This window comes from Streptomyces phytophilus (assembly GCF_013870535.1).
Lineage (GTDB): Bacteria > Actinomycetota > Actinomycetes > Streptomycetales > Streptomycetaceae > Streptomyces > Streptomyces phytophilus.
Window position 1 is genome coordinate 1 of record NZ_JACBXC010001320.1, and the last position, 1628, is coordinate 1628.

The 1628-nt window shown below is 73.8% G+C and carries 2 protein-coding genes and 1 pseudogene; 2 read left to right on the forward strand and 1 reads right to left on the reverse strand.

Going from position 1 to position 1628, the window contains the following annotated elements; genetic code table 11:
* Positions 1–37 precede the first annotated feature (37 nt).
* A complete protein-coding gene (locus H5J30_RS31980; RefSeq protein WP_181791105.1) occupies positions 38–691 on the forward strand; it encodes a response regulator in 654 nt (217 codons plus the stop codon).
* 86 nt (positions 692–777) lie between these two features.
* Positions 778–1482 (forward strand): S1 family peptidase, encoded by a 705-nt coding sequence (locus H5J30_RS31985; RefSeq protein ID WP_181791107.1) that lies wholly within the window; start codon positions 778–780, stop codon positions 1480–1482.
* Here the strand turns inward: H5J30_RS31985 and H5J30_RS37125 are convergent.
* A pseudogene (locus H5J30_RS37125) lies at positions 1469–1628 on the reverse strand (alpha/beta hydrolase); the annotation flags it as partial. The gene H5J30_RS31985 and the pseudogene H5J30_RS37125 overlap by 14 nt on opposite strands.

A 1628-nucleotide genomic window follows, 5' to 3' on the forward strand; every position in this document is an offset into this window, starting at 1 on the left:
CCCACGACCGGAACCGCCACGGACGGACGGACCTGAGATGACGACGACACCCCCGCCCGCCGCACCCCTGCGTGTCGTCCTCGCCGACGACCACACCGTGATGCGCGCCGGACTCGTCGCGCTGCTCGCCGCCGAGCCCAGCATCGAGGTCGTCGGCGAGGCCGGCGACGGCCGCGAGGCCGTCGCGCTCGTCGCCCGCCTCGACCCGGACCTCGCCCTGCTCGACCTGCGGATGCCGCAGCTCGACGGTGTCGGCGCCACCGCGGCGATCGTCGCGATGACGGCGCGTACCCGGGTGCTGATCCTCACCACATACGACACGGACACCGAGATCGAGCGGGCGGTCGAGGCCGGCGCCACCGGCTATCTGCTCAAGGACGCCACCCGCCCCCAGCTGGTCGACGCCATCCACGCCGCCTCCCGCGGGGAGACGGTCCTCGCGCCCCGGGTCGCGCAGCGCCTGGTCGCGAAGATGCGCAGCCCGGCCCCGGTGACGCTCACGCCGCGCGAGGCGGAGGTGCTCGCCGGTGTGGCCGAGGGGCTGTCGAACGCGGAGATCGGCAGGCGGCTGTTCATCGGCGAGGCCACCGTGAAGACGCACCTGCTGCGCATCTTCGCCAAGCTCGACGTCGGCGACCGTACGCGCGCGGTCGTCGTCGCCCTGGAGAGCGGCCTGCTGCCGGGCCGCTGAACCCCTTCCCGGCGCGACCCCTTCCTGCTTCCGCGCGCCGCGAGCACAATGCGGGCGAGACCGCCGCCGCCCGGAAGGCAGGGACCGTGAGCCGACGCCGTACTGCTCCTCCGTTACGCACCTTCGCCACCGCCGCCGTGCTGGCACTGCTCGGCGCGCTGCTGACCGTGCTCGCCCCGCCCGCCTCGGCGCAGGCCGCCGCCGCGGGCGAGCTGCGCGGCGGCGACGCGCTGTACGGGTCGGCCGGGTACTCCTGCACGCTGGGCTTCAACGCCGTGGGGGGTGGCGACACCTCGTACGGCATCATCCCCGGCCACTGCGCCGACGTCGGCACCTCGTGGTTCGCCGACGTGGGGGGCAGCCGGGTGAATGTCGGCACGACCTCGGGGTCGAGCTTCCCCAGCAACGACTACGGCGTCGTCCGCTACTCCAACACCTCCGTGTCGTACCCCGGCGAGGTCAAGGGCAGCGGCGGCGCGCCGGTGGACATCACCGGCGCCGTCGACCCGTCGCCCGGCATGGCCCTGTGCCACTACGGCCGGGTCAGCGGCTACCACTGCGGCACGGTGCAGGCGGTCAACGTGACCGTGAACTTCCCCGAGGGGGTCGTCTCCGGCCTGTTCCGCTCGAACATCTGCTCCGAGCCCGGCGACAACGGCGGACCGGCGTTCTCCGGCGGCAACGCGGTGGGCATCATCATCGGCAGCACCGGCAACTGCACCACCGGCGGCGTGACGTACTACCAGCCGATCAAGGAGATCCTGGCGGTCTACGGGCTCACGCTGTCGTAGCCGCGGGCGTACGGGCGAGGAGGTCGCGCAGCGCCGCGGCCACCTCGTCCGGCGCCTCCTCCGCCATGAAGTGCCCGCAGGACACGGTGGCGTGCCGCAGGTCGGGGGCCCAGGCACGCCACCGCGCGGCGGCGTCGAAACCGAGC